The organism is Streptomyces sp. NPDC002889, from assembly GCF_042888425.1.
Taxonomy (GTDB): Bacteria; Actinomycetota; Actinomycetes; order Streptomycetales; family Streptomycetaceae; genus Streptomyces.
The window spans coordinates 86,888-104,263 of sequence record NZ_JBIAPT010000021.1 but is presented as its reverse complement, the minus strand read 5'-3'; the positions used below and the strand labels follow the sequence as shown (position 1 = coordinate 104,263).

The following is a 17,376-nucleotide window of genomic DNA, read 5'->3' as shown; positions in this document are numbered from 1 at the left end:
GCCCGTCGAGTGTCATCGGCATGCGAACCGACACCCAGGCGGGGACCCTGCCGGCCCGTGAGCATCTGCTCGCGGAGCCCGCCGGTCCACCCGTACTCGACGTGGTGATTCCCGTCCACAACGAGGAGGACGACCTCGAGCGGTGTGTGCTGCGGCTGCACGAGCACCTCACGAGGACCTTCCCCTACGGTTTCCGGATCACCGTCGCGGACAACGCGAGCACCGACCGTACGCCCGAGGTCGCGGCCCGGCTCGAGCACGCGCTCGCCGAAGTCCGGGCCTGCCGACTGGAGCTGAAGGGCCGGGGGCGGGCGCTGCACACCGTGTGGTCGCACTCCGACGCCCCCGTGCTCGCCTACATGGACGTGGACCTGTCCACGGACCTGAACGCGCTGCTGCCGCTCGTCGCCCCGCTCATCTCCGGGCACTCGGACCTGGCGATCGGCTCCCGGCTCGCACGTTCCTCGCGCGTGGTGCGCGGTCCGAAGCGGGAGTTCATCTCGCGCGCCTACAACCTGATCCTCAAGTCGTCGCTGGCGGCCCGCTTCTCGGACGCCCAGTGCGGGTTCAAGGCGATCCGGCGGGACGTCGCCGAGCGGCTGCTGCCGATGGTCGAGGACACCGGGTGGTTCTTCGACACCGAGCTGCTGGTGCTCGCCGAACGGGCCGGGCTGCGTATCCACGAGGTGCCGGTCGACTGGGTCGACGACCCCGACTCGACCGTGCACATCGTGAGCACGGCGACCGAGGACCTCAAGGGTGTGTGGCGGGTGGGGCGGGCGCTCGCGGTCGGCGCGCTGCCGTTGGACCGGCTGGCGCGGCCCTTCGGGGACGATCCGAGGGACCACCGGCTGACGGGGGTACCGGGCGGTCTGGCGCGTCAGCTCGTCGGCTTCTGCGCCGTGGGCGCGCTGTCCACGCTGCTCTATCTGGTGCTCTACTCGCTCTTCCGTGCCGGAGCGGGACCCCAGCTCGCCAACGCCGCAGCCCTGCTGCTCTCCGCGATCGCCAACACGGCGGCGAACCGGCGGCTCACCTTCGGGGTGCGGGGCCGGGAGCGTGCAGTACGGCACCAGGCACAGGGTCTGGTCGTGTTCGGCATCGGACTCGCCCTGACCAGCGGCTCACTGGCCGCCCTCGACGCCGCCGCGGGCAGCCCCTCCCACGGCACCGAACTGGCGGTCCTGATCGCCGCGAACCTGGCCGCGACCGTTCTGCGGTTCCTGCTCTTCCGGGCGTGGGTCTTCCCCGAACGCCGGTACGCCCACGACGACATGAGGTACACCCGATGACCACGACGACGCATCCTGCGACCGCCGGACCCGTGGGGGGCGACGGCCGCGCACGCTCCGCGCCCCGCGCACGCCTGTGGCGCGGCAGGGCCGACGACGCCCCCTGGGTGCGCCCCGCCTTCCTCGCGCTGCTGCTGGCGACCGCCCTGCTGTATGTCCACGACCTCGGCGCGTCCGGCTACGCCAACTCCTTCTACTCCGCCGCCGTCCAGGCCGGCAGCGAGAGCTGGAAGGCATTCTTCTTCGGCTCGTCCGACGCCGCGAACTCCATCACCGTCGACAAGCCCCCGGCCGCGCTGTGGCCGATGGCCCTGTCCGTACGGCTCTTCGGACTCGGCTCCTGGCAGATCCTGCTGCCCGAGGTGCTGATGGGCGTCGCGACGGTGGCGGTGCTGTACGCGGCCGTGCGCCGGCGTTTCGGACCGGCGGCCGGGCTGATCGCCGGCGCGGTGCTGGCGGTTACCCCGGTCGCGGCGCTGATGTTCCGCTTCAACAACCCGGATGCGCTGCTCGCCCTCCTGATGACGGTGACCGTGTACTGCGTGCTGCGCGCCCTCGAAGACGCGCGCACCCTGTGGCTGGTCTGGGCGGGCGTCGCGGTCGGGTTCGCGTTCTTGACCAAGACCCTGCAGGCGTTCCTCGTCCTGCCGCCGCTGGCGCTGGTGTACGCGGTGTGTGCACCGACGGCTCTGCGGCGCAGGATCGGTCAACTCGCCCTGGCCGGGCTGGCCGTGGTCGTCTCCGGCGGCTGGTGGGTGGCGATCGTGGAACTGTGGCCGGCCGCCTCGCGCCCGTACATCGGCGGCTCGCAGAACAACAGTTTTCTCGAGCTGACCTTCGGCTACAACGGTCTCGGCCGGATCAACGGCAACGAGACCGGCAGCGTCGGCGGTGGTGGTGGCGGGGGCCGAGACGGCGGTGGCTGGGGCGAGACCGGCATCGACCGGATGTTCGGCGACAGCATCGGCGGCCAGATCTCCTGGCTGTTGCCGGCGTCGCTGCTGCTGCTCGTGGCGGGGCTCGTGCTCACCGGGCGGGCGGCGCGCACGGACACGGCGCGCGCGGCGTTCCTGGTCTGGGGCACATCACTGCTGATGACCGCCGCGATCTTCAGCTTCATGGCCGGGATCTTCCATGAGTACTACACGGTGGCACTGGCCCCGTACATCGCGGCGCTCGTCGGCATGGGCGCGACGGTGCTGTGGGAGGAGCGGGGGAGGTTCGTCTGGTCGGTGGTGCTCGCCGGCACGGTCGCGGTGACGGCCTGGTGGTCGTACATCCTGCTGGGCAGAAGCACGGACTATCTGCCGTGGCTGCGCCAGGGGGTGCTGATCGGCGGTGTCGTGGCCACCGCGGGGCTGCTTCTCGCGGGCCGGGCGGGCCGGGCTCCGGCGCTCGTGGCGGCGGGGCTCGGGGTCGCGGTCTCGTTGGCGGGGCCGGTCGCGTACTCGCTGACCACGGTGAGCGAGGGTCACGCGGGCTCGATCGTGACGGCGGGGCCCGCGGCGGCGGGCGGCCGCGGCGGTCCGGGGGGCGGCGGTCGTCCCGGTGGCGGCGGCCCCGGCGATGACGGCGGGATGCGGATGCAGCCGCCGGGTCAGGGCGGTCAGGGTGGGCTGGCGCAGGGCCAGGGGCCACAGGGCGCGCAACCCGGTGGCCCGCAAGGGATGCAGCCCGGCCCGAACGGTCGGAACGGCCAGAACGGTCAAGGCGGTCAGGGTGGTCGGGCAGGCCAGGGCCCAGGTGGCGGCGGGATGGGCGGTCTCCTCAACGGCGCGAACGTCGGCGCCGAGACCGAGGCCGCCCTGAAGCAGAACGCCGCGCACTACACGTGGGTGGCAGCCGCCATCGGCTCCCAGAACGCCGCGAGCTACCAACTCGCCGCCGAGCGACCGGTGATGGCGATCGGCGGCTTCAACGGCAGCGACCCCTCCCCGACCCTCGCCCAGTTCAAGCAGTACGTGGCCGACGGGAGGATCCACTACTTCATCGCCGGCGGCGGCATGGGCGGCGGGCCCGGCGGAAACGGCGGCGCGGAGATCACCTCCTGGGTGGAGGGGAGCTTCACCGAGGTCACGCTCGGGGGTGCGACCTTCTACGACCTGACCGATCCCGCATAGCAGGCCCAGATATCGCTGTACAGCGTATGGGAAATCCTTGTACGGTGTACGGGAATCGATCCCTTACACCGTACAAGGAGCATGTGTGACGGCGACGACCGCCGAGAACCGAACGGCCCCCACGGGCCATCCGCAGCGCTGGCCGATCCTCGGCGTCATCTGCCTCGCCCAGCTCACCGTGCTGCTCGACAACACCGTCCTGTCGGTCGCGATCCCCTCCCTCACCCGGGAGCTCGACGCCTCCTCCGCGGACATCCAGTGGATGATCAACGCCTATTCGCTGGTCCAGTCGGGTCTGCTGCTGACCGCGGGCAACGCCGCCGACCGCTACGGCCGCAAGCGGATGCTCGTCGCCGGCCTCGCGCTGTTCGGCACCGGCTCGCTCGCGGCAGGCCTCGCCCAGTCGGCGACCCAGCTGATCGCCGCCCGCGCGGGCATGGGCGTCGGCGGCGCGCTGCTGATGACCACGACCCTCGCCGTCGTCGTCCAGATCTTCGACGACACCGAGCGCGTCAAGGCGATCGGCCTCTGGTCGACCGTCAACTCCCTGGGCTTCGCGGCGGGTCCGTTGATCGGCGGGATCGTGCTCGACCACTTCTGGTGGGGCGCGATCTTCCTGATCAACATCCCGGTCGTGGCGATCGGCCTGGCCGCGGTCGTCGCGCTTGTCCCCGAGTCCAGGAACCCGCGGTGCGACGGCCCCGACCTGCTGGGCGCGCTGCTGTCCACGATCGGTATGACCGCCGTCGTCTACGCGATCATCTCCGGCCCCGGGCACGGCTGGATCTCCACCCAGGTGCTGGCCTCCGCGACCACCGGCGTCCTCGTCCTCGGGGTCTTCGTGCTCTGGGAGCTGCGCATCCCGTACCCCATGCTGGACATGCACTTCTTCCGCGACCAGCGCTTCATCGGCGCGGTCGCGGGCGCGATCCTGGTCGCCTTCGGCATGGGCGGTTCGCTGTTCCTGCTCACCCAGCACCTGCAGTTCGTGCTCGGGTACGGGCCGCTGGACGCCGGTCTGCGTACGGTTCCGCTCGCGCTCACCGTCGTGGCCCTCAACCTCACGGGCATCGGCGCGAGACTGCTGCCGAGGATCGGCACGCCCGGCACCATCGCCACCGGTATGACCCTGGTGGCGGCCGGTCTCGCCGCGATCGCCGTACTCGGCGGTGACGGCTACGGCGGCATGCTCCTCGGCCTGGTCGTGATGGGTGCGGGCGTCGCCCTGTCCATGCCGGCGATGGCCAACGCGATCATGAGCGCGATCCCGCCGGAGGAGGCGGGCGTGGGTGCGGGCGTCAACGGCACTCTCGCCGAGTTCGGCAACGGCCTCGGCGTCGCCGTTCTCGGTGCGGTGCTGAACTCCCGCTTCGCCGCGCTCGTACCGGGTGTCGTGGGGGCGGCCTCGCTGCCCGCGGCACTGGCGGCCGCTGACAGCGCGGGTGAACGGGAGCGGGTCGCGGACGCCTTCGCTTCCGGGCTGGAGACGAGTCAGCTGGTCGGAGCGGTGGCGGTGCTCGCCGGCGGACTGTTGGCGGCCCTGCTGCTGCGGCGCGCCGAAAGGGCGGACTCGCCGAAGGCGGCGGCGTAGCGCGGCGGCATAGCATCAGCATGGGCGGACCGGGTCTTGTCCCCGCGCTTCCGCCCGGCCGGGAAAAACCGAGGAGGATGCGCGATGGTGAGTGCGGCCGACCGCGCGAAGGGCCCCGCGCGGACCAGCGTGTGGCTGGAGGGCAAGGCGGACCGGGGGCGCAGGTCGGGCCACCCGGCGGGCCTCGACCGCGACAAGATCATCGACGCGACGGTCCGGCTGCTGGATGCGGAGGGCGCGGCCAAGTTCTCGATGCGCAGGCTGGCCGCCGAGCTGAATGTCACCGCGATGTCCGTCTACTGGTACGTCGACACCAAGGACGACCTGCTGGAACTGGCGCTCGACACCGTCTTCGGGACATTCCCGCTGCCCGAACCGAGCGCGGACGCGGACTGGCGGGAACAGCTGCGCGAACTGGCCGGCGGCTACCGGACGTTGCTGGTGCGCCACCCCTGGGTCTCGGCGCTGATCGGCACCTTCTTGAACATCGGCCCGCACGCCATGGCCTTCTCGCAGTCCGTGCAGCAGGTCATGCGCAACACCGGTCTGCCGCCGCACAGTCAGATAGGCGGGCTTTCCGCCGTCTTCCAGTTCGTGTACGGCTTCGGCACCGTCGAGGGCCACTTCATCGAGCGGTGCGCCGCGGCCGGGCTGAGCCAGGACGCGTACTTCCGCCAGGCCATGGGGACGATCAGCGAGCAGCCGGAGTTCAGGAAGAACTTCGAGCACGCCTCGGAGCTGATGGAGGCCCGCGGCGGCGACACGGTCGAGGAGATGCGGGAGCGGGACTTCGGCTTCGCGCTCGATCTGTTGGTGGCGGGTATCGAGGCGATGGTGGAGCGCTCGAAGGAACCGAAGGGGTAAAGGGGCGTGAGGAGAGCGGGCGAGCCCGAAGCCGGGACGGTCCCTCAGGCTGTTGGGTCGCTCAAGCTCCCTCAGGTCCCTGATGGTTCACCCCGAGAGCCGGGCCGGAAAGCCGCCCGTGGCGATCGGGCCCCATCGCCGCGGGGTGATGCGGATGATCGACTTCCCCTGCTTGATCATCGCCTCCCGGTACTCGTCCCAGTCCGGATGCTCCCCCGCGACGTTGCGGAAGTACTCCACCAGTGGTTCAACGGAATCGGGGGAGTCGATCACCTCCGCCGTTCCGTCGATCTGCACCCATGGCCCGTCCCACTCGTCCGACAGCACGACCAAGCTGACCCGCTCGTCCCGCTTGGCGTTGCGCGCCTTGGCACGTTCCGGATACGTCGACACGACGATCCGCCCCGAGTCGTCGACACCGCAGGTCAGAGGCGACCCCTGCGGGTCGCCGTCGGCACGGCGGGTCAGCAGGATCGCGCGATGACGGGGCCGTACGAACTCCAGCAACTGCTCAAGGTCCACCGAGGTGTTGGTGGCGATGTTGGGTGCCATGGGCCGCACCCTACGGGAGCTTCCCGTCCTGGACGGGCTGGATGTGCAGCTCTGCCTCGAGTGTCGTCCCTATGGCGCAGACGCCCGACCGCACCACGTGGTGCGGTCGGGCGTCTGCGCCAGGTGCTCGGTGCTCCCGTGACCTGCCTGCCGCCCCGGTCCCGGCCACGTATCCGCTCGAAGCGCGACCAGGAGTCGATCACTCGCCTGTATGGGCGAGTTCGATGTCGTGGCCGTCGACCCCGCGACCGCTGACGGTCAGCGCGCCGGCCACAGGTGGGTACCCGGTCGCGATGACCGTGTACTCCCCCGCGTCCAGGTCGACGAAGGCGTAGGCCCCGTCCTCCCCGGTGGTCGCGGTGGCCACCACATGGCCCGCGGCGTCGACCAGGGTCACCCTGGCGTCGGCCAGCGGCCTGCGGCCGGCCCCGCCGCGTACCGCGCCCCGGACGATAGCGCCGGCCTGCAGGACCGCCTCGATCCGGGTCACGTCCTCGCCGCCGATCCCGACAGGCAGCGCCAGCGGCCGGTAGCCGTCGGCGTTCACCGCGACGGTCACTGCGCCCGGTGCCAGCTCGGTGAAGGCGAAACCGCCCTCCTCCGCGCTCTGTCCGGCGGCCAGGACCTCGCCGCGCACATCAGTGACGACGACCGTAGCGCCCTCGACCGGAATGCCGCCCTCGCCGGCCCGCACGGTTCCCGCCAGGGCCCCGGTGCCGACGAGCAGGATGTCGTGGTCCTCCAGGGCCTTCGGCCGGGGATGTGCCCCCAGCGGCTCGTCGCCGACGACCACCGTGGCGGCCTGCGGCCGGAAGCCGTCTGCCGAGGCGATCAGGACGTACGAACCGGGTCCCGGGGCGTTCAGCGCATAGCTGCCGTCGGACCGGGCGACCGAGCGCCCGAGCCTGCGGCCTGCGATCGAGATCAGGGTGACCACGGCCCGGGGCACCGCGGCGCCCTCGGATCCGCGCACCACACCCCGTACCTCGCTGCCGCCCGACGGTGCGGCCTGCGGAACCTCCGTGGGCACGGACATCTGGAGAGCTTCGGCGGCATCGGCCGCGGTGTCGCCGGAGGCGTACGGAGTCCTTTCCGCCGCGTTGCTCTTCAGCGCGACCTCCTTGATGAACAGGGTCACCAGGAACGCGAGCAGCGCAAAGGGGGCCGAGTAGAGGAAGACGTCGCCGACGCCGTGCCCGTACGCGGTCTCCATCACCGTACGGATCGGGCCCGGCAGCGCGTCCGGGTCGGGGATGCCACCACCGCCCGTGTCGCCGTGGCCGAGGGCGGCGCCCTGCGGGCCGAGCTCGGCGAGACCGTCCTTGACGTAGTGGCTGACACGGTTGGCCATCACCGCGCCGAGCGCCGAGACGCCGATCGCGCCGCCGAGGGAACGGAAGAAGGTGACCACCGAGCTGGCCGCGCCGAGGTCGGAGGGCGTCACCTGGTTCTGCGTGCACAGGACCAGGTTCTGCATCATCATGCCGAGACCGAGCCCCATGACCGCCATGAAGACGGCGATGTGCCAGTACTCGGTGTCGTACCGGAGAGTGCCCAGCATTCCGAGGCCCGCCGTCACCAGGACGCCGCCGCTGACCAGCCAGGCCTTCCAGCGGCCCGTCCTGGTGATGATCTGGCCCGAGACGGTCGACGAGACGAACAGGCCGGCGATCATCGGGATGGTCATGACGCCGGACATCGTCGGTGACTTGTCGCGAGCCAGCTGGAAGTACTGGCTGAAGAAGATCGTGCCGGCGAACATCGCGACACCGACGAACAGCGAGGCCAGCGAGGCCAGCGTGATGGTGCGGTTGCGGAACAGCCGCAGCGGGATGATCGGGTCGCTCGCCTTCGACTCGATCAGCAGGAAGAGCGCGCCGAGCACGACCGAGCCGCCGACCATCGCGTACGTCTGCCAGGACAGCCAGTCGTACTTGTCGCCCGCGAAGGTGACCCAGACCAGCAGCAGCGAGACGGCCGCGCTGATGAAGAATGCGCCCGACCAGTCGACCTTGACCCGACGCTTGACCACGGGAAGCTTCAGGGTCTTCTGCAGCACGATCAGGGCGACGATCGCGAACGGCACGCCGACGTAGAAGCACCAGCGCCAGCCGAGCCGGTCGGTGTCGGTGATGACACCGCCGAGCAGCGGGCCGCCGACGGTGGCCACGGCGAAGACCGCGCCGAGGTAGCCGCTGTAGCGGCCTCGCTCACGCGGGGCGATCATCGCGGCCATGATGATCTGCGCGAGGGCGGTGAGACCGCCGACGCCGATGCCCTGGACCACCCGGCAGGCGATCAGCATGCCGGTGCTCTGCGAGAGGCCGGCCACCACCGAGCCCGCTACATAGATGATCAGCGCTACCTGGACCAGCAGTTTCTTGCTGAACAGGTCCGCGAGCTTGCCCCAGAGCGGCGTGGTCGCGGTCATCGACAGCAGCGCCGCGGTCACCACCCAGGTGTAGGCGCTCTGCCCTCCGCCGAGATCGCTGATGATCTCCGGGAGGGCGTTGGAGACGATCGTCGAGGACAGGATCGCGACGAACATGCCGAGCAGCAGCCCGGACAGCGCCTCCATGATCTGCCGGTGCGTCATCGGGGCGTCGCCGTCCACGGCGTGCCCCGCATGCTTGGCGTGGCCGCCCCGCACACCGGGTGGTGTGGTCGTAGCCATGAACTTCCTTTGCGTGTCTATGCGGGTGTACGGGTGGCGTGGGCCCGGCAGTCTCCGAAGGATGCGCGGAGGCGGGCCAGCATCACGTTGAGCTGTCCGACGTCGTCGTCGGACCAGTCCTCGAGGAACTGGGCGAACAAGTCCGCGGTCCGGCGACCGAGGTCGTCGAGCAGGGCCTTGCCCGCGGGGGTGAGCCGCAGGATGCGGGAGCGCCGGTCGTCCGGGTCGGGCGAGCGCTCGATCCAGCCGCGCTCCACGACATGGGCCACATGCCGGCTGGTCACCGACATGTCGACGGCGAGCAGCTCGGCGAGGCGGCTCATCCGCATCTCTCCGTACCGGTCGACGAGAGTCAGCACGGCCGCGGATCCGGAGGGGCACTCGGCGGGCAGCATGCGCGCGAGGCCGCGCTTCACTGCGCCCACGGCGCTGATCTGCCGGGCCAGTTCCTCGTACTGGCTGCGCTCGGCCATCGCCACCCCCCATTTTGTTGCTTAGGGCAACCATAGAAGCAGTTGGTTGCTACAGGCAAATGAAAGCGGGCGGTTACGAGTAAAGGAACCCAAAAGGCTTTGCATATGCATGGTCAGCAAGAGTCATGTGCCGGTCATGGCCGCCGACCGGCACTTTCCGGCCCCCGCCCGGGGTTGGGCAGGGGCTCCGGGTTCGCTAGGGTCCTGCCCCATGGCACACAACCCCCACGCTCCCCAAGGTCAGGGCCCCGAGGGCTCCTACGACCCCGCGGGCAGCACACAGATGTTCCGCGCCTTCGTCGACGAGGGCGCCCCGCAGGGCCGCCGGCCGGCCGCCGCCGCACCGTCCTCCTCGCGGGTCGGCCTGATCGTCGGCGTGATCGCGGCGGTCGTGATCCTGGGCGCGGTGGCCTGGCTCGCCCTGGGCTGATCCGGCCCGCTCGAGGGTCGCAACCCGGCAGGGCCGGTCACTTCCACTGTGCCGAGACGTCCCGGGTTTCGATGTGCATGCCCAGCGGAACCCGCCAGGCGTCCACGCACACCGTGTACGCCTTCCTGCGTGCGGCGTCGGGCGCGATCGGTGCGGGAAGTGGCTGGTCCGACTCGACGGTGGCCCAGTCGATGCCGAGTGCGCCGATGATGTGCGTCGCGAAGGTCACCGTGCCCGAGGTCACGGACGAGCCGCCGGTATTGCGGAACTCGACCGTCACCTGCTCGCACCAGCGCTTGTCCAGGGCGTCCCGGACCGGCTCGGCGAGCTGGAGCACGGCCGGGCCCGCGGGGGTGGGGGCCGGTGTCGGTGCGGGTACGGGTGCCGGCGTGGTGGAGCCGGAGGCGCTCGGGGCGGGTGCGTTGGCCGGGGGACTCGTACCGCCGGGGGCGGCGGCGCCGTCCGAGCCGGCCGCGCTCCCTCCTCCCGTACCGTCGCCGTTTCCGGCGGGCGGTACGGAGGTGTCCGTGCCCGCCGGGCGCGCGTCGGGCACGGCCCCTGGGTCGTCGGTGCTCCCGCTCCCGCGCGGCTCGTCCAGGGGGACCAGGGCGACCTCGCCCTTCGGCGGGACGGCGGCCGTGGGGGCCGGGCCCGATCCGGCGGCGCCGACCGCCACGTGGCCGTCGCCGCCGCCGCCCGAGCATGCGGTCAGCGCCCCGCCGAGGCAGAGCGCCACCGCCACGATGCCGGTCCGTCGTCGCATCGCGCCAGTGTGACTGACGGATCGTCAGGAGTGAAGCCCTCAGTCCGAGATCAGACCCTGACGCAGCTGCGCGAGCGTACGCGTCAGCAGTCGTGAGACATGCATCTGCGAGATGCCCACCTCTTCGCCGATCTGCGACTGGGTCATGTTGGCGAAGAAGCGCAGCATGATGATCTGCCGCTCACGGGGCGGGAGTTTGGCCAGCAGGGGCTTGAGCGACTCGCGGTACTCGACGCCCTCCAACGCCGAGTCCTCGTAGCCCAGTCGGTCGGCGAGGGAGCCTTCGCCGCCGTCGTCCTCGGGGGACGGCGAGTCGAGCGACGACGCCGTGTACGCATTGCCGACGGCGAGGCCGTCGACCACGTCCTCCTCCGACACCCCCAGTACCGCGGCCAGTTCGGGTACGGTCGGCGAGCGGTCGAGTTTCTGCGCCAGCTCGTCGCTGGCCTTGGTGAGCGCGAGGCGCAACTCCTGCAGCCGACGCGGCACCCGCACCGACCAGGACGTGTCGCGGAAGAAGCGCTTGATCTCGCCGACGACCGTCGGCATCGCGAACGTCGGGAATTCCACGCCCCGTTCGCAGTCGAACCGGTCGATCGCCTTGATCAGGCCGATCGTGCCGACCTGGACGATGTCCTCCATCGGTTCGTTCCGGCTGCGGAACCGCGCCGCCGCGTACCGCACGAGGGGGAGGTTGAGCTGGATGAGGGTGTCGCGCACATAGGTGCGTTCCGGACTGTCGTCGGCCATGCCCTCGCAGTCCAGCGCGCGCAGTCGCAGGAACAGGGAGCGGGAGAGAGTGCGGGTGTCGATGGCTTCGGAGCTGTCCGGCACGACAGGTGCGGGAGCGCTGGGTGCGCGTGTAAGCACCTTCGAGCTGCCCTGATCTACGGACATGCCACCCCCTTTGAGGTCGCGGATGGTCGCGGCGGCCGCGACCATCGGAGGAACGCAGCCTCCACCTGAATACCGGCGGTGAGGCTGCGGCAAACGCGGTTCCGGCAGAATGTCACATGTCGGCAACACGCTGTAGTGACATGTCGACAAGAATCACGCGAAAATACGCGGGAAACAGCAGGTATACGTCTTTTGCGGCGTCTGCAGGTCCCCGGGAGGATCTACCCGTTCCAGCTACGCTTCGATCCTGTTTGCGGATCGCAGTCTGGCGAAACTTCGGGCCAGCAGCCTTGACACATGCATCTGGGAGACGCCCAGTTCCTGGCTGATCTGAGACTGCGTCAAGTTGCTGTAGTAACGCAGCATCAGGATCCGCTGCTCGCGCTCGGGCAGTTGGACCAGGAGGTGGCGGACCAGGTCGCGGTGCTCCACCCCCGCCAGTGCAGGGTCCTCGTAGCCGAGCCTGTCCAGCAGCCCGGGCATCCCGTCGCCCTCCTGGGCCGCCTCCAGCGAGGTCGCGTGATACGACCGCCCCGCCTCGATGCAGGCCAGCACCTCGTCCTCGCCGATCTTCAGTCGCTCGGCGATCTCGGCGGTCGACGGGGTCCGGCCGTGAGCCGTCGTCAGATCCTCGGTCGCGCCGTTCACCTGGACCCACAGCTCGTGCAGCCGGCGCGGCACATGCACGGTCCGTACGTTGTCCCGGAAGTACCGCTTGATCTCGCCGACCACCGTCGGCATCGCGAACGTCGGGAACTGCACGCCCCGGTCCGGGTCGAACCGGTCGATCGCGTTGATCAGGCCGATCGTGCCGACCTGGACGACGTCCTCCATGGGCTCGTTGCGGCTGCGGAAGCGGGCGGCGGCGTACCGCACCAGTGGCAGATTGGCCTCGATGAGCGCCCCGCGTACGCAGGCGTGCTCCGCGGTTCCCGCTTCCAGGTCCTTGAGCCGGGCGAACAGCACCCGGGTCAGCGCCCGGGTGTCCGCGCCCCGGCTCTGCGGCTTGGTCTCGTTCTGGGGTGGCACCTGAGGCGCAGTACTGGCCGGCACGGTCACGCCACCCCTTTGCGGTCACATTCTGTCAACTCATCCGTCAAAAGCGGTCATAGCATCACAAGACATGTCCACTGTGTGCAAGCACCCGATAACTCCGTGTTGACGGTAAAACGGGACGTAAACCCACAAAAAGCCCCTCGCCGAAAAGGCGAGGGGCTCGGAGGTGCCGAAGGTCAGAACTCGTAGTCGGCGATCACCCACGTGGCGAACTCACGCCACAGACCGGCGGCCGCCTGGTGCGCAGGGTGCTCCAGGTACCGCTTCAGCGCATCCCGATCGGCCACCGCGGAGTTGATCGCGAAGTCATAGGCGATCGGCCGCTCGGTGATGTTCCAGGCGCATTCCCAGAACTCCAGCTCGGGTACGGCTGTCTCCAGCTCCTGGAAGGCCTTCACGCCGGCGGCCACACGCGGCTCGTCGCGCTCGACGCCGTCATTGAGCTTGAAGAGGACCAGATGGCGGATCAAAGGGGGCACTCCTGGTTGACCTGGTCGATCCAGTGGATCTGGGGACTCTGCTCCGGCCCGACCCGAAGGAAAGGCCCTAGTTGACCAGCTCGGTCATGAACTGGCCGACGCCCTGCGCGGCGCTGGATATGCCCTCGAACCCTACCTGGACCATGTCGGCGGCCTTGGCGGGGGACGTGATGATCGTGTACAGCACGAAGACGGCGACGATGTAGAGAGCGATCTTCTTCGTTTGCACCATCAGCCTCTGCTTCTCCTGCTGCCCCAGCCCTGTCGTGCCCCTGGCCATGCGTCGCGTGAGTCTAACCGAGCGATATTCCGCCGGGACTTCAGGACCGTGGGCCCCGGGGAGCGGGCCCTTCGCCCCCTCGTCGGCGTCGGTACGGGCACACAAGGGCGGAGAGCCGCAGCAGCCGGCAGGACCCCGGCAGACCGGGAGGCGGACCTCGCCGCGGGGCCGGGCCGCGCGCATCCCCCTGGCGGCGGCACGGATTTGGGGTACCTGTTCCCGCCAGGGCCGCCGGCCTTGTCCGAGGCGCCTTCCCCGACCGCAAGGCCCCGGCCTTCGGGTGTCGTTCTGTGCGCGCGGTTCCCCGGACATGCGAAGGGCCCCGGTGCGCTGCACCGGGGCCCTTCGACAAGAGCGGTAGCGGAGGGATTTGAACCCTCGGTGACTTGCGCCACACTCGCTTTCGAGGCGAGCTCCTTCGGCCGCTCGGACACGCTACCGGGAGAGAGCTTAGCCCAAGGTGGGCCGTGCTCTGAAATCCGTATCCGTCAGCGGTCGTCCTCGCGGTCCCGGAAGAACCTACGCAGCTGGTTCGCGCACTCGTCCTCGAGTACTCCGAGCACCACTTCGGGCCGGTGGTTGAGCCGCCGGTCCCGTACCACGTCCCACAGAGAACCGGCCGCGCCCGCCTTCTCGTCCCGGGCGCCGTAGATCACCCGCGCCACCCGGGACTGCACGATCGCGCCCGCGCACATCGTGCACGGCTCCAGCGTGACCACGAGCGTGCAGTCGGTCAGCCGCCACTCGCCGAGGCGGGCGGCAGCCCTGCGGATCGCCAGTATCTCGGCGTGCGCCGTCGGGTCACCCGTCGCTTCGCGTTCGTTGTGCCCCGTGGCCAGGACCGAGCCGTCCGCGGCCAGTACGACGGCGCCGACCGGTACGTCCCCGGACTGCGCCGCGTGCTCAGCCTCGTCCAGGGCGAGGCGCATCGGCCCCTCCCACGGCACACCGACGGGGTCGGGAGCGGAAGCAGGCCGGGGCACCGGATCGGCGACGGGATCCGGTGCCGGGTGCCGTTGCCGGCTGTGGTGCCGGTCCAGATCCTGGGGCCGGTCCTTGTTGCCGTTCTCGTTGTGGTGCGGTTCTGGTGCCGGGACAGCTGGAACAGCCACTAGCGGACGGTCTCCAGTACTTCGCCCGCGCCGAGCGCGTCCGCGATCTCCATGAGCGCGTCCGTGTCCAGCGTCAGCAGTTCCTTCTCCGACAGCCCCAGGTCCATGAGGATCTCGCGGTCGCCGACCGGCCCGGCCGGCACGGCCTCGCCGGCCGTCACGGACACCGGGTCCTCGTCGTCCACGTCGTCGCGTTCCGGTTCTCCGTCCTCCGTACCGTCGAGGTCCAACGTGTCCAGATCGTCGACCGGGTCGTCATCGTCCCCGCCGAGCAGTTGATTGGTGAGGATCTCCCCGTACGAGGAGCGTGCGGCCGCGGCCGCGTCGGAGACGAAGATGCGAGGATCCTCCTCGCCCTCCACCCGGATGACGCCGAACCAGGCATCCTCCTGCTCGATGAAGACGAGCACCGTGTCCTCGTCCACCGAGGCCTCGCGGGCCAGGTCGGTCAGATCCGACAGGGTCTCCACATCGTCGAGCTCTGTGTCGCTCGCTTCCCACCCGTCTTGAGTGCGCGCGAGCAGTGCGGCGAAGTACACCGTGACTCTCCCACTGATCAGAGGTGTGACGACCGGCGGTGCGCTGCTCTGCCCCGCCCACTCGGAATCGTGGCAGAAACATTCGCGATGCGAGAGGTCTTCCGTCGTTGCGTCGGCCATCAGTTCTTGAGGAGGGCTACCAGCGGAAGGTCCGCATACGCATCTGCTGGCGCATCCGGGCGGCCCTGGCACGCCGTGGCTGGACCCTGTCGCGCAATGCCTTGGCCTCGTTCAGTTCGCGCAGGAACTGGGCGCGTCGCCTGCGGCGCTCGGCATCGGTTTCTGTCTCTGCGCCCTGCTCGGGCTCGGGCTCGCGCATCGGCCACACCACCCCACGGCTGGTTCCGTATGCCTCCACCTTCCCTCCAGGACCTTGCTTGATGCGAGTGGCGGTTAGGGTGGGCGGCATGCGGATCCACGTCGTCGACCACCCGCTGGTGGCGCACAAACTCACCACGCTGCGCGACACGCGCACCGACTCCCCGACCTTCCGGCGGCTCGCCGACGAGCTGGTCACCCTGCTCGCCTACGAGGCCACCCGGGATGTGCGCACCGAGCAGGTCGACATCAAGACGCCGGTGACCGGGACGACCGGCGTCAAGCTGTCGCATCCGCGGCCCTTGGTGGTGCCGATCCTGCGGGCCGGTCTGGGCATGCTCGACGGCATGGTGCGGCTGCTGCCGACCGCCGAGGTGGGCTTCCTCGGGATGATCCGCAACGAGGAGACCCTGGAGGCGTCCACGTACGCGACCCGGATGCCGGAGGACCTGTCCGGCCGCCAGGTGTACGTACTCGACCCGATGCTGGCCACCGGCGGCACGCTGGTCGCGGCCATCCGGGAACTGATCAAGCGTGGTGCGGACGATGTGACCGCGGTCGTCCTGCTCGCGGCGCCGGAGGGCGTCGAGGTGATGGAGCGCGAGCTGGCGGGCACGCCGGTGACCGTGGTGACAGCGGCGGTCGACGAGCGTCTGAACGAGCACGGCTACATCGTGCCGGGCCTCGGCGACGCGGGTGACCGTATGTACGGCACGGCCGACTAGGCCATGTACGGCACGGCCGGCCAGGACGCGGACGCCGGCCGGGGTGCCTGAGGCGCGCAGCTCTGTGCCCGGACCTGTCCGGACCGGGGCTGCGGGCCCCGGGTCCGGTGCGACTCACGGGTCGGTTCTCCCACCTCACAGGCGGGAGAGCCGGCCCGTCAGCATTTCTTGGACGGCGCGGGTGCCGGTTCCGGATTGGTCAGTGCGGTCAGGGCCATGTCCGCGTCCTTCTTCGGGTCAAGGGACTTGAAGGCCGTCCCCAGGACCAGGTCGACGTCCGCCGTCTCGCGGGTGTCGGTCTTCAGCCGGGAGCCCCGCAGCTGGGTGGCGAGCACCCGGAAGGCGCCTTCGTGGGCCTCGGTTCCGCCGAGCAGCAGGGCGGTGCCGGCGACCTTCTTGTCGTACGCCGCCGGGGCATTGCCGACCTTGCCGATCGAGAAACCGCGTCTCCTCAGTTCGTCGGCGGCCGCCTTGGCGAGTCCGCTGCGCGGCGTCGCGTTGTAGACGTTCACCGTGATCTGGCCCGGCATCGGCGGCGGGGGCGCGGCGGAGTGGCTCGGGGAGGGGGCCGGAGAAGGTTTGCAGTCCGCGCCGCCGCTCGCGGACGTGCTCGCGCCGCCGCCGGTGAACACGTCGATGAGCTGCAGGGTTCCCCAGCCGGCCAGGCTGAGTGCGACTGCCGCGGCCACGGCCGCCAGGATGATCCTGCGCCGGTTGCGGGGGCGTCGCATACGAGGGTACTTGTCGCCCGTAATGCGGTACTTTCCGCCCATGCCGGGGGGAGTGAGCATGCTCATGGGCGCAGCGTAGTGCGGCTTGGTGGCTATGCCTACTAAACGATCAATGGATTGCGTCCGTACGGTGCCGAAAGAGCCCGAAAGGGTCAGTCGCCGGCCTCTCGGAGCCCGGGATCAGCCCAGCTCGAGGACGCGGGCGTGGAGCACCTGTCGCTGCTGGAGCGCGGCGCGCACGGCCCGGTGCAGCCCGTCCTCCAGATACAGGTCACCCTGCCACTTCACGACATGCGCGAAGAGGTCGCCGTAGAACGTCGAGTCCTCGGCGAGCAGCGTTTCCAGGTCCAGCTGGCCCTTGGTGGTCACGAGCTGATCGAGGCGGACCGGGCGCGGCGCGACGTCCGCCCACTGCCGGGTGCTTTCCCGGCCGTGGTCGGGGTACGGCCGTCCGTTGCCGATGCGCTTGAAGATCACACG

Annotated in this window: 19 protein-coding genes and 1 tRNA gene; 6 read left to right on the top strand and 14 right to left on the bottom strand. The window is 70.1% G+C overall.

Annotated features, from left to right (window positions below):
• Window positions 1–20 precede the first annotated feature (20 nt).
• From ACFYWI_RS28375 to ACFYWI_RS28360, 4 genes are all read left to right on the top strand, one after another.
• Window positions 21–1,292 carry a glycosyltransferase gene (locus tag ACFYWI_RS28375; protein WP_389237851.1) on the top strand — a complete coding sequence of 424 codons (1,272 nt, stop codon included), beginning with the start codon at window positions 21–23 and terminating at the stop codon, window positions 1,290–1,292.
• Entirely contained in the window at window positions 1,289–3,412 is a 2,124-nt protein-coding gene (locus ACFYWI_RS28370; protein ID WP_389237849.1) for an ArnT family glycosyltransferase, read from the top strand. Before ACFYWI_RS28375 ends, ACFYWI_RS28370 begins: the two co-directional genes overlap by 4 nt.
• A gap of 85 nt (window positions 3,413–3,497) precedes the next feature.
• Entirely contained in the window at window positions 3,498–5,003 is a 1,506-nt protein-coding gene (locus tag ACFYWI_RS28365) for an MFS transporter (protein WP_389237847.1), read from the top strand.
• Window positions 5,004–5,087: 84 nt separating this feature from the next.
• On the top strand, window positions 5,088–5,867 hold the full coding sequence (locus ACFYWI_RS28360) for a TetR/AcrR family transcriptional regulator (protein ID WP_389237845.1): 780 nt from the start codon (window positions 5,088–5,090) through the stop codon (window positions 5,865–5,867).
• Between the two features lie 87 nt (window positions 5,868–5,954).
• Here ACFYWI_RS28360 and ACFYWI_RS28355 read toward each other — a convergent pair whose 3' ends face one another.
• The 3 genes from ACFYWI_RS28355 to ACFYWI_RS28345 all read right to left on the bottom strand — a co-directional run bounded on the left by ACFYWI_RS28355 (window position 5,955) and on the right by ACFYWI_RS28345 (window position 9,566).
• On the bottom strand, window positions 5,955–6,419 hold the full coding sequence (locus tag ACFYWI_RS28355) for a PPOX class F420-dependent oxidoreductase (RefSeq protein ID WP_389237843.1): 465 nt from the start codon (window positions 6,417–6,419) through the stop codon (window positions 5,955–5,957).
• A 199-nt stretch (window positions 6,420–6,618) separates the two neighbouring features.
• Window positions 6,619–9,093, bottom strand: coding sequence for an MFS transporter (locus tag ACFYWI_RS28350; protein ID WP_389237841.1), 2,475 nt, complete (start codon window positions 9,091–9,093; stop codon window positions 6,619–6,621).
• A gap of 17 nt (window positions 9,094–9,110) precedes the next feature.
• Window positions 9,111–9,566, bottom strand: a complete 456-nt coding sequence (locus ACFYWI_RS28345; protein ID WP_389237839.1) for a MarR family winged helix-turn-helix transcriptional regulator — start codon at window positions 9,564–9,566, stop codon at window positions 9,111–9,113.
• 211 nt (window positions 9,567–9,777) lie between these two features.
• Between ACFYWI_RS28345 and ACFYWI_RS28340 the strand changes: the two genes are divergently transcribed.
• A complete protein-coding gene (locus ACFYWI_RS28340; RefSeq protein WP_389237837.1) occupies window positions 9,778–9,996 on the top strand; it encodes a hypothetical protein in 219 nt (72 codons plus the stop codon).
• Between the two features lie 37 nt (window positions 9,997–10,033).
• On the opposite strand, the gene ACFYWI_RS28335 is transcribed toward ACFYWI_RS28340, so the two are convergent.
• The 9 genes from ACFYWI_RS28335 to ACFYWI_RS28295 form a co-directional block, all read right to left on the bottom strand.
• Window positions 10,034–10,759, bottom strand: coding sequence for a hypothetical protein (locus tag ACFYWI_RS28335; protein WP_389237835.1), 726 nt, complete (start codon window positions 10,757–10,759; stop codon window positions 10,034–10,036).
• A 39-nt stretch (window positions 10,760–10,798) separates the two neighbouring features.
• Window positions 10,799–11,656, bottom strand: a complete 858-nt coding sequence (locus ACFYWI_RS28330; protein ID WP_389237833.1) for an RNA polymerase sigma factor SigF — start codon at window positions 11,654–11,656, stop codon at window positions 10,799–10,801.
• 234 nt (window positions 11,657–11,890) lie between these two features.
• Window positions 11,891–12,685 (bottom strand): RNA polymerase sigma factor SigF, encoded by a 795-nt coding sequence (locus ACFYWI_RS28325; protein WP_389237831.1) that lies wholly within the window; start codon window positions 12,683–12,685, stop codon window positions 11,891–11,893.
• A 203-nt stretch (window positions 12,686–12,888) separates the two neighbouring features.
• The gene (locus ACFYWI_RS28320; RefSeq protein WP_389237829.1) at window positions 12,889–13,182 is read right to left on the bottom strand and encodes a Dabb family protein; all 294 of its coding nucleotides are present in this window, start codon (window positions 13,180–13,182) and stop codon (window positions 12,889–12,891) included.
• Window positions 13,183–13,258: 76 nt separating this feature from the next.
• Window positions 13,259–13,471 carry a hypothetical protein gene (locus ACFYWI_RS28315; protein ID WP_389237972.1) on the bottom strand — a complete coding sequence of 71 codons (213 nt, stop codon included), beginning with the start codon at window positions 13,469–13,471 and terminating at the stop codon, window positions 13,259–13,261.
• Window positions 13,472–13,826: 355 nt separating this feature from the next.
• Window positions 13,827–13,911, bottom strand: a tRNA-Ser gene (locus ACFYWI_RS28310).
• 48 nt (window positions 13,912–13,959) lie between these two features.
• The gene (gene tadA, locus ACFYWI_RS28305) at window positions 13,960–14,400 is read right to left on the bottom strand and encodes a tRNA adenosine(34) deaminase TadA (RefSeq protein ID WP_389237964.1); all 441 of its coding nucleotides are present in this window, start codon (window positions 14,398–14,400) and stop codon (window positions 13,960–13,962) included.
• A 182-nt stretch (window positions 14,401–14,582) separates the two neighbouring features.
• Window positions 14,583–15,122 carry a hypothetical protein gene (locus tag ACFYWI_RS28300; RefSeq protein ID WP_389237827.1) on the bottom strand — a complete coding sequence of 180 codons (540 nt, stop codon included), beginning with the start codon at window positions 15,120–15,122 and terminating at the stop codon, window positions 14,583–14,585.
• 136 nt (window positions 15,123–15,258) lie between these two features.
• Entirely contained in the window at window positions 15,259–15,441 is a 183-nt protein-coding gene (locus tag ACFYWI_RS28295) for a hypothetical protein (RefSeq protein WP_389237825.1), read from the bottom strand.
• Window positions 15,442–15,529: 88 nt separating this feature from the next.
• Here ACFYWI_RS28295 and upp point away from each other — a divergent pair, with 88 nt between their 5' ends.
• Entirely contained in the window at window positions 15,530–16,165 is a 636-nt protein-coding gene (upp, locus tag ACFYWI_RS28290; protein ID WP_389237823.1) for a uracil phosphoribosyltransferase, read from the top strand.
• A 158-nt stretch (window positions 16,166–16,323) separates the two neighbouring features.
• Here upp and ACFYWI_RS28285 read toward each other — a convergent pair whose 3' ends face one another.
• A complete protein-coding gene (locus ACFYWI_RS28285) occupies window positions 16,324–16,962 on the bottom strand; it encodes a LytR C-terminal domain-containing protein (protein WP_389237821.1) in 639 nt (212 codons plus the stop codon).
• Window positions 16,963–17,076: 114 nt separating this feature from the next.
• Complete coding sequence (locus ACFYWI_RS28280; protein ID WP_003955420.1) at window positions 17,077–17,373, bottom strand: type II toxin-antitoxin system VapB family antitoxin; 297 nt, start codon at window positions 17,371–17,373, stop codon at window positions 17,077–17,079.
• Window positions 17,374–17,376: the final 3 nt, after the last annotated feature.

Coding starts and splice junctions, on each gene's coding strand:
- ACFYWI_RS28375 (WP_389237851.1), top strand. CDS start 21: ATGCGAACCGACACCCAGGCGGGGACCCTGCCGGCCCGTGAGCATCTG.
- ACFYWI_RS28370 (WP_389237849.1), top strand. CDS start 1,289: ATGACCACGACGACGCATCCTGCGACCGCCGGACCCGTGGGGGGCGAC.
- ACFYWI_RS28360 (WP_389237845.1), top strand. CDS start 5,088: ATGGTGAGTGCGGCCGACCGCGCGAAGGGCCCCGCGCGGACCAGCGTG.
- ACFYWI_RS28355 (WP_389237843.1), bottom strand. CDS start 6,419: ATGGCACCCAACATCGCCACCAACACCTCGGTGGACCTTGAGCAGTTG.
- ACFYWI_RS28350 (WP_389237841.1), bottom strand. CDS start 9,093: ATGGCTACGACCACACCACCCGGTGTGCGGGGCGGCCACGCCAAGCAT.
- ACFYWI_RS28345 (WP_389237839.1), bottom strand. CDS start 9,566: ATGGCCGAGCGCAGCCAGTACGAGGAACTGGCCCGGCAGATCAGCGCC.
- ACFYWI_RS28340 (WP_389237837.1), top strand. CDS start 9,778: ATGGCACACAACCCCCACGCTCCCCAAGGTCAGGGCCCCGAGGGCTCC.
- ACFYWI_RS28335 (WP_389237835.1), bottom strand. CDS start 10,759: ATGCGACGACGGACCGGCATCGTGGCGGTGGCGCTCTGCCTCGGCGGG.
- ACFYWI_RS28330 (WP_389237833.1), bottom strand. CDS start 11,656: ATGTCCGTAGATCAGGGCAGCTCGAAGGTGCTTACACGCGCACCCAGC.
- ACFYWI_RS28315 (WP_389237972.1), bottom strand. CDS start 13,471: ATGGCCAGGGGCACGACAGGGCTGGGGCAGCAGGAGAAGCAGAGGCTG.
- tadA (WP_389237964.1), bottom strand. CDS start 14,400: ATGCGCCTCGCCCTGGACGAGGCTGAGCACGCGGCGCAGTCCGGGGAC.
- ACFYWI_RS28295 (WP_389237825.1), bottom strand. CDS start 15,441: ATGCGCGAGCCCGAGCCCGAGCAGGGCGCAGAGACAGAAACCGATGCC.
- upp (WP_389237823.1), top strand. CDS start 15,530: ATGCGGATCCACGTCGTCGACCACCCGCTGGTGGCGCACAAACTCACC.
- ACFYWI_RS28285 (WP_389237821.1), bottom strand. CDS start 16,962: ATGAGCATGCTCACTCCCCCCGGCATGGGCGGAAAGTACCGCATTACG.